The following is an 8,306-nucleotide window of genomic DNA, read 5'->3' as shown; positions in this document are numbered from 1 at the left end:
AAAAAATGAATGTGCGGTGATTTATTTTTGAAATTCTTGAAATTATATCAAAAATTTAGAGTTTTGACGGAGAGACTATATAAAGGAAGTTTTAGGAAAAGCGAAGACGAGCACCGCATCGTACTTTTTGTACGTGAGGAGCAAGGCTAGCTTTGACACCAAAATTACCAGTAGAAATTATGCAAGAGATCTCTATTCTGTCAGCATTAAATCTTCTCCATCTTCTTCATCTTCCTCTGAAGAGCCTTCAGCAATCAAAGAAGCGGAAACTACCATCTCATCTTTTTCAGTTTTAAACAATATAACACCACTTGTACTCCTTCCAGTAACACGAACGCTATCAAGCTTACATCTGATTAATTTACCGTTATTAGTAATAAGCATAAGCTCATCTTTCATATTAGCCGGCATCGAAGCAACAACTTTACCGGTTTTATCTGATAAAACCATGTTTACAATTCCACTTCCGCCACGATTAGTAATTCTATAATAATAAGCTGATGTCCTTTTACCAAAACCGTTCTCAGCAACTGTAAGTATAAACTCTTCAGATTCTGCCATCTCAATAATCTGCTCTTTTGAAAGCTCTAGCCCGAAATCAGCTGAATTAAATTCGTGATCACCCAAAGAGATAGCTACACGCTTTTCAAACGGTATAGAAAGGAAAGCTTCGCGCTCTTCTATCGTTGACTTAGTCCCACGCAAGATTGTCATTGATATTACTTTATCCATTGCAGCCAATCTCATAGCACGCACGCCGTCAGACGTCCTACTCTTAAATACTCTGACTGCATTTACAGGAAAACGTATTGCTTTACCCAGTCTACTCGCAAGCAACACATGGTCATCTTCATTACACGCTTTGACATTAATAAGGCTATCATCTTCATCCATTCTGATAGCAATTTTGCCATTTGATTGTATCTTTTTAAAATCAGACAGATCATTCCTGCGAATGTTCCCTTTTGCCGTTGCAAACATGATATGCATATTATCCCATTCTTCCTGATTTTCAGGCATAGGCATAACATTAGTGATCGTTTCTTTATCTTGCAGAGGAAGAATATTAACTATCGGACGACCCTTACTTTGAGGATTGCCTAAAGGTAATTTATAAAGCTTTAGACTGTATACCTGTCCACGATCCGTGAAAAATAATAATGGCGTATGAGTGTTGCCAATAAATAGCTGCGTTGTAATATCCTCATCGCGCATTGATAAGCCAGATCTTCCTTTACCACCACGTTTTTGAGCTCGGTAGGTCGCAAGAGGTACACGCTTAATATAGCCACTGAGCGTTACCGTTACTACCATATCTTCTTTCTGGATCAAATCTTCGATATCTTGGTCAAAAGACCCTTCAATAATATCAGTTTTTCTTGGCGTTGAGAATTCATCTTTTACTCTGATTAATTCAGATTTAAGGATTGCAAGAAGCTTACTTCTAGTACTTAATATATCTACATACTCAGTAATTTCTCTTGTTAAATCACCAAGATCGTTTTCAATCTTATCTTTCTCCATTGCAGTCAAACGTTGCAATCTCATTTCTAGAATTGCTTTAGCTTGAATTTCGGAGAGATGAATAGTGCTATTATCTTTGATGTTAGCCTTATCATCAACCAGCTTAATCAGATTTATTATCGATGCACAATCCCAGGCTTTTTCCATCAAAAGATCTTTTGCCACAGAAGGATTTGAAGCTCCTCGAATGATTTTTATCACTTCGTCAATGTTACTAACCGCGATTCTAACACCTAAAAGTATGTGAGCTTTATCACGCGCCTTATTAAGTAGATATATAGTTCTTCTAGTAATTACTATTTCTCTAAAACGAACAAATGCACCAATAACTTCCTTCAAGTTCATAACTTTCGGCATTCCTTCGTCTAGGGCTAACATTATTACCCCGAAACTGGTTTGAAGCTGAGTGTAAGAATAAAGCTGATTTAAAACCACTTCTGCTACTGCATCTCTCTTTACCTCAACTACAACTCTAACCCCATCTTTATTCGATTCATCTCGAAGATCACTAATGCCCTCAATTTTCTTTTCTCTTACTAAGTCAGCAATTCTTTCAACTAGTTTTGCTTTATTTACCATGTACGGCATTTCTTTTACAATAATCGCTTCCCGCCCATTATTGTTTTCAATTTCACACTTACCGCGAAATAAAATACTTCCACGACCAGTCAAATATGCAGATTGAATGCCTGAGCTACCCAAGATTGTTCCTCCAGTTGGAAAATCCGGTCCTTTTATATAAGAAATTAGTTCTGTAAGTTCTATATCGTTATTATCAACATAAGCACAAGCTGCATCTATAACTTCTCCAAGATTATGCGGCGGAATATTGGTTGCCATCCCAACAGCAATACCACCAGTCCCATTTACCAAAAGATTTGGGAACATAGCTGGCAAGACAGCTGGCTCATTTTCTGAACCGTCATAATTGGGAGAGAAGTCTACAGTTTCTTTGTCAATATCCTCTAAAAGAGTATGGGCAATTTTAGTAAGGCGTGATTCCGTATACCTCATCGCCGCCGCAGAGTCTCCATCCATTGAGCCAAAGTTACCCTGACCATCTACTAACGGAACTCTTAAAGAAAAATCTTGTGCCATCCTAACGAGCGAATCATAAACAGCCCCATCACCATGTGGATGGTACTTACCTATTACATCACCGACAATTCTGGCTGATTTTCTGTGTGGCTTCGAACTGTGGTAACCGCCTTCATACATCGAAAATAAAATGCGTCGATGAACTGGTTTTAAACCATCACGAACATCAGGAATTGCACGACTTACAATCACGCTCATCGCATAGTCCATGTAAGAACTTTTCATCTCGTCTTCAATGCTTATAGGCAGCATGTTTTTTAGTTCAGATTCACTCACTACATATGCTCATATTTAATGATTATTTTAACTTAGAGAGAATAGAAGATTTTACAAATTTTTGCAAGGAGATATAGACCTAATTATCTTAATTTACAACATTTCCCAGCACAGAATACTAAGCAACGAGCCACCTATTTTTAAAATAAGTTGAGCACAAGCAAGATTCGTAAAATTCGTGGTCTCATTTAAACTGAGGTTTGGCATTAGATACCTCTAAGACTTTAAAAAGTTCTCCCATAGCATCTTTTGAAATAAGACGCAAAACCTGCCTATCAAGAATGTCATACTCATCCTGCACCAAGCTTTTTTTGAGCTCACTTAACCTCACTCCAATACCGTATGATAGTAAAAAATTCCTTTGTACAAAATTTCTAAAATCATTAATTCCACGCTCCCTTGAAGCTTTCTTCAAGGCATCAAAATCGACATGAGCCGTTAAGTCAGCCTCTCCCAACGTATCTATTATTGGCCAGTATTGATGGTTTTTAATAGCTTGAAGAGTTGAGTTATATTGGTTTCTACTTCTTTCTAGAGTTTTAATGTCATAACCATAATCAATAATTAAAGCAGCACCAGAATATTTATAGATGCGATCACTCAAATTCCTAATTATTTCAAGAGATTCTATTGACTCTTCTATAATTGCTCCGTCATTAGCATTTACATGATCAAATTGCAGTTGATTTTGCAAAGCCTTATGTATTTCAATTTTGCTATATTTAATTTGTCCATCTATAGGATCAACAACCAAAATTGATTCAAACCATCTATCCTGAATTTTTACAAATTGTTTTATCGGTAAGGCATCAAAAAATTCATTGGCAATTATTATTAGTGGCACTGCTGGAAGATCAGAAATATCTTCAATCCAGGTAATTTCTTTTTTATGCCTGGCGAGCTTTATTTTTTGCTTCTGGATAAATTTTTGATTAATTTCTAATAAGTGAACTTTAGCGGCCTTGGCAAAGGTCTTAGCTATTCTAGAAGAAGTACGCAACAAATCATCCATAAGGGTTCCTTGACCAGGCCCCAATTCTAACAAACAAAATTCATTCGGCTTTCCCAATTTTTGCCATTGCTCAATCGCCCATAAAGAAATGGTTTCTCCAAACAATTGTGATATCTCTGGAGATGTAATAAAGTCCCCATTGGCTCCAATATTTTCGGCAGAAATATAATAAGAATCTGGGTTAATCGACAGTACTTGCTTCATCATATCATCAATCTTGATGTGGCCGTTTTCTGCAATAATACTTCTTATTTTCGCGTCGATTGGCATTGATTTTTGCTAAAATAAATTAAAAGAATTCCAACAATAATCATGGGTAGACACAATAATTGTCCCATAGTAAAATAGTTTGCCAAATACCCTATTTTAAAATCTGGTTCTCTAAAAAATTCTACAACAATTCTAAAGCACGAATAAAATACTAAAAACACACCAGAGAGTAATCCCGGAAATTTTAAAGCACCAAACTTACCAGCAGCGTACCTTTGAATGAAAAACAATACAAAGCCTTCAAGGATTGCTTCATAAAGTTGACTGGGGTGCCTTGGAACACCATCACTTCCTGGAAAAATAAATGCCCATGGTACATCAGTAATGCGCCCATAAAGCTCAGCGTTAATAAAATTTGCTATTCTTCCTAAAAACAATCCAATTGGCGCAACAATCGAACAAAGATCCATTAATCCTAAAAAAGCGATTTTATATTTTTTACAAAATAAGAATGATGCAATTATAAGCCCACTTATTCCTCCATGGAACGACATTCCACCTTCATATGTTTTCAGAATCTGAATTGGATCGGAAAAATATTTTACAGGATCATAAAACAGAACGTAGCCTAAACGACCACCAATAATGATGCCAATAATTGCCCATGAGACAAAATCGTCTACGTTCTTTTTACTTATATCAAGAGAATTTGTTTCGATAAGTTTCAAAGCATAGTACCACCCTAAAAGGATGCTTACCACATAAGAAAGAGAGTACCATGAAATTGCAAGGGGTCCAAATGCTATAATTACAGGGTCAATATTAGGAAAATCTAGCATAAATATTCTTTTAAGCGGCTTCAATAACCTTTGGTTTAATTCCTAATTCCTCAAACACACTTACAAGAGCATTTGTCAAATTAACAATCATCTCCTGTGTATGCCCTGGAGTTGGAGTAATTCTTAGCCTCTCAGTTCCTCTTGGTACTGTTGGAAAGTTAATATGCTGAACAAAAATATTATGTTTTTCTATCAACAGCTGCGAAGCCTTCCTAGCTAACTCAGGATCACCAATTATTATAGGAATTATATGACTTTGATTTTCAAGCACTTGAATTCCCGCCATTTTTAAAGATTTTTTTACTTTCGATATAACACTTTGGTGTCGCTCTCTCTCCGTGCTAGAATCCTTCAAATAACGTATACTTACTCTTGCAGCATCGGTAATTGCTGGCGGCAACGAGGTTGTAAAAATGAATCCACTTGCGGTAAGCCTAATTGCATCAATTAAAGAACTCTTGCCAGCAATATAACCCCCTATGACTCCATAAGCCTTAGCTAATGTCCCTTGAATGATATCTATTTTATCTTCAAAACCAAGCATATTAGCGATGCCAGCACCTCTATTTCCATATAAACCAACGCTGTGAACTTCGTCAATATAAGTCATAGCGTTATATTTTTTTGCCAACTCACAGATTTCACCAATAGGAGAAATTAAGCCATCCATCGAATATGCAGATTCAAAAACAATCATTTTTGGTTTGTTAATATCTACAGATTTTAACAATTGCTCAAGATGCACTAGATCTAAGTGCCGATATATATGCTTTTCTGCCCTGGAATTTCTTAGTCCTGCAATCATAGATGCATGATTAGACTCATCGGAGAAGTAAATTAAATCAGGCATTATCTTAGAGAGCGTCGTCAAACTTGCATCATTTGAAACATAACCAGATGTAAAGACTAACGCCTCTTCTTTGTGGTGTAAGTCAGCTATTTCCTGCTCTAACTCCACTATTGCACGGTTATTCCCACCAATATTTCTAGTGCCACCCGAACCAACACCATTATTCAAAATAGCTTGGGCTGCTGATTCTATAACCTTTGGATGCTGACTCATACCCAAATAGTCATTTATGCACCACATTACGACCTGTTTCTTAAGAGTTCCCCAGAAAGCCATTGGGAAATTTCCAGCTTCTCTTTGTAAGCCAACGAAATTCCTATATCTTCCTTCGGCTTTTATTTGCTCAACTTGTTTTTCAAAAGCTGCGTTATAATCAAACATTATTCCCTCTAGTAACAATGCTCATGACTATACATTAATTACTATTACTTGAGAACGAATTAATTATAAATTTCAATATTTTTATGAACAACTAATAATAAGACCATCATAGCCAAATACTTCTCCCAAATTTGATAGGCTTCGCCCCAGAATCTCACTTAACAAGTAAGTTATCCTGAATTTATATGGACTTGCGCATATTTTTGGTTCAGTAAGACATAGGCAAAGAGATGAAAGTTCAAACCCGCCATAACGTAGTAACGCTTTAGGGGGCGGGCCAGATGGCTTAATCACCTAAGAGATAACACGAATCTAAATGTGGCTCCAATGGTACCATTACTCTCAACTTTAATAGTACCTCCATGCGCTTCAATCGCCGACTTACATAAAGCCAAGCCAACACCGCGCCCTTCAGCTTTAGACTCTGTCTTTATACCCATCTTGAATGGCGTAAAAATATCAAACAACTCTGTCTTTGCTATACCTATGCCTTCGTCCATGATCTCAAACTCAACTATATCTTTATCCTTGCGCAATAAACTTACCTTAATCGTACCATTTTGGCTGTAGCTAATAGCATTAATCACTAAGTTATCTACCGTTTGACGAATATAGTTTGGATCTAATGCAATTAAAATATTAGGCTCAATACTCATCTGGAAATCAATCTTCTTGCCTTGCAAATAAACCTTACGACAGTTATTTACCCTATCTTCCACTAACTCACTCAAGTTTACAGTCTTCTTTTGTAGCTCAATTTTAGACGTAGACAACATCGAAAGATCAAGCATGTTCAATATCATTGTTGATAAACGATTTGAGTTCCTAACCACCTCATCCGAAAGCTCTTTTAACTGATCCTTATTGTATTTCTCAAGCCCTCCAGAAAGCATCTCCGCAAAGTTCATTACATTACCAACAGGCAAACGCAATTCATGATTAACATTGTTGAGAATCTTCTGCGCCGTACTCCCAAGTCGCTCGATCTCTAATGCTTGGTCCGCAACACGCTGAGAATAGTGAATAACTTTTTCATCAAGATCGTTAACCTCTGTCTCTAGCTTGTCAACCTTATGCTCAGTTGCTTCAACATATTCTTGTTTCGGCTTTAGGAATGCTATAAGTACGCTTACCACCAAAATCAACATATATATGATTTTGAATTGCAAGCTACCAAAATTTTCTTCTAAATACCCAACGCCAGCATAGTATTTAAAGAAATAAATACTACTTATAACCCCAACAATTATCAAAGCAAGAGCTGCCTGCCAACGTACTAGCATAGATAAAACCACAGCACTCAAAATAAACATCATAAGTGGAAATTGACTAAAATCACTCATGATAACAAATAAACCAACTACAAAAGTTAATGTATAAAATAATCCAAATATCCATAATACAGATATAAAAGTTTTTTTACGAAAAGTATTTGACCACAGGAATATAGTTAGGAAGAAAACAGCTATAACTGATGTAGAAAAATATAACCATTGAATAAGAGAATGATGTTGGACTTTTAGTTCACCAGAAATAGTGTAACTCATTGAGAAAATTGAAATTATAGAAAAAATTGCAAATAATACGTAAACGGATTCATTTTTGGGGCAATTGCCTTTACAAAAACCTAAAAAACTAAACGCATTAACTCGCCGAATAATCTCAATTATTTGGTTTTTACTGCTGTAGGCAAATTCAGGACTTTTTTTTTGTACCCAGCCACCAGGCTGTTTAAGGAGATAATGATACGAAAGCATTACAACCAAATTTACAATAAGACCTGGAATAACACTATCAACTTTAGTATCTAAAAACATCCAACCGAGCGATGCAAAGAAACCTGAAATCATACCAGCTAAAGCTGATTTTGAGGTGGTTCTAAATCCAAGTACTGCAAGCGTAAATGGTACAGTAACCACCGGCATATAAAAACTATAACCAAATATAAATAGCTTAAATAAATTATCGAATTTAAGAGCTAATAATAAAGCAAAGATTCCTATTCCTATTGACGAAATACGAGATACTATAAGCTCATTAGTCTCTCCGTCAAAACTCTAAATTTTTGATATAATTTCAAGAATTTCAAAAATAAATCACCGCACATTCATTTTTT

Annotated in this window: 6 protein-coding genes; all 6 read right to left on the bottom strand. The window is 36.0% G+C overall.

Annotated features, from left to right (window positions below; all coding sequences use genetic code 11):
- Window positions 1-192 precede the first annotated feature (192 nt).
- Entirely contained in the window at window positions 193-2,874 is a 2,682-nt protein-coding gene (gene gyrA, locus Megvenef_RS05810) for a DNA topoisomerase (ATP-hydrolyzing) subunit A (protein ID WP_410519764.1), read from the bottom strand.
- Window positions 2,875-3,082: 208 nt separating this feature from the next.
- The gene (locus tag Megvenef_RS05805) at window positions 3,083-4,180 is read right to left on the bottom strand and encodes a class I SAM-dependent methyltransferase (RefSeq protein WP_322777035.1); all 1,098 of its coding nucleotides are present in this window, start codon (window positions 4,178-4,180) and stop codon (window positions 3,083-3,085) included.
- Window positions 4,159-4,959: a prolipoprotein diacylglyceryl transferase gene (gene lgt, locus Megvenef_RS05800; protein WP_322777034.1), complete on the bottom strand. Its 801-nt coding sequence runs from the start codon at window positions 4,957-4,959 to the stop codon at window positions 4,159-4,161. Before lgt ends, Megvenef_RS05805 begins: the two co-directional genes overlap by 22 nt.
- 10 nt (window positions 4,960-4,969) lie before the next feature.
- Complete coding sequence (gene hemA / locus Megvenef_RS05795) at window positions 4,970-6,190, bottom strand: 5-aminolevulinate synthase (RefSeq protein ID WP_322777033.1); 1,221 nt, start codon at window positions 6,188-6,190, stop codon at window positions 4,970-4,972.
- Between the two features lie 81 nt (window positions 6,191-6,271).
- Window positions 6,272-6,484, bottom strand: a complete 213-nt coding sequence (locus Megvenef_RS05790; RefSeq protein WP_322777032.1) for a hypothetical protein — start codon at window positions 6,482-6,484, stop codon at window positions 6,272-6,274.
- Window positions 6,481-8,115: a sensor histidine kinase gene (locus tag Megvenef_RS05785; protein WP_322777031.1), complete on the bottom strand. Its 1,635-nt coding sequence runs from the start codon at window positions 8,113-8,115 to the stop codon at window positions 6,481-6,483. The genes Megvenef_RS05790 and Megvenef_RS05785 overlap by 4 nt, the downstream gene beginning before the upstream one ends.
- Window positions 8,116-8,306: the final 191 nt, after the last annotated feature.

This window comes from Candidatus Megaera venefica, from assembly GCF_034554655.1.
Classification (GTDB): Bacteria; Pseudomonadota; Alphaproteobacteria; order Rickettsiales; family Rickettsiaceae; genus Megaera_A; species Megaera_A venefica.
This window is presented reverse-complemented; position numbering and strand designations above follow the sequence as displayed.

Coding starts and splice junctions, on each gene's coding strand:
- gyrA (WP_410519764.1), bottom strand. CDS start 2,874: ATGCTGCCTATAAGCATTGAAGACGAGATGAAAAGTTCTTACATGGAC.
- lgt (WP_322777034.1), bottom strand. CDS start 4,959: ATGCTAGATTTTCCTAATATTGACCCTGTAATTATAGCATTTGGACCC.
- hemA (WP_322777033.1), bottom strand. CDS start 6,190: ATGTTTGATTATAACGCAGCTTTTGAAAAACAAGTTGAGCAAATAAAA.
- Megvenef_RS05785 (WP_322777031.1), bottom strand. CDS start 8,115: ATGCCGGTGGTTACTGTACCATTTACGCTTGCAGTACTTGGATTTAGA.
- Megvenef_RS05805 (WP_322777035.1), bottom strand. CDS start 4,180: ATGCCAATCGACGCGAAAATAAGAAGTATTATTGCAGAAAACGGCCAC.